This window comes from Halomonas sp. BN3-1 (assembly GCF_003056325.1).
Classification (GTDB): domain Bacteria; phylum Pseudomonadota; class Gammaproteobacteria; order Pseudomonadales; family Halomonadaceae; genus Halomonas; species Halomonas litopenaei.
In genome coordinates this window covers 1-723 of the sequence record NZ_PYVV01000044.1, presented here as the reverse complement: position 1 = coordinate 723, position 723 = coordinate 1, and the positions used below count along the sequence as shown (strand labels likewise).

The window sequence follows — 723 nt, the reverse complement described above, 5'->3', positions numbered from 1 at the left end:
ATCTCTGACGCTTCATGTTGGCTCTATCAACCAAAAAAGGCCAATCGATATGAAAACAGATGCATTCAAAGTGAGGATATAGCCATGCCCCACTACGTCAAGAAAATCTCGATCATCCTATTTCTTATATGTGCAGCACCGTGCTTAACAGCTTGCGACGAATCTTCCACTTTCAACTTTATGAATTCTCGAGAAACAACTTTTACGGAAATGGAGGGGACGCCATATTTTATTGCTAACAACCCGGACCGCTACGCGCTCGCCGACTTCTACGACAACACATCGGTCGAACAGTTGCTTCGTGGCAACCAGAATGGTGACACAACAGCCAAGTTCCTTCTCGGCCTGATCTATGCGGAGTTGATAACAGGGTATGAAGAGTACGTCGATAGGTCCCAAGGGCTACCACTCGTGAAGGAGTCGTGGAAGATGGGGGTAGTCGACGCAGGGTACTCGCTATTCACTGCTTATAACTGGGGCATCGGCACCCGAATCAATAAACCCCTAGCGCTGGCCTACCTCCGGGCAAGCGCGGAGAAAGGCTATATCCTCTCCCAGAAAAGACTGGGCTTTGCCTACCGAAGTTCCCGTCCTCACGGACTGGTGGAGCAAGATATCCAGCAGGCGAGAATATGGTTCACCCGTGCAGCCGAACAGGGCGACGCCGAATCAGCCTCACAGCTTGCCGGCATCTATCGTAAAGGCCTCGGCGTGCCCAAGGAT

Annotated in this window: 1 protein-coding gene; it reads left to right on the top strand. The window is 51.3% G+C overall.

Features of this window, described 5'->3' with window-relative positions:
- Window positions 1-84 precede the first annotated feature (84 nt).
- A partial coding sequence (locus C9F12_RS22210; protein ID WP_162816561.1) for a tetratricopeptide repeat protein occupies window positions 85-723 on the top strand: 639 nt, incomplete at its 3' end.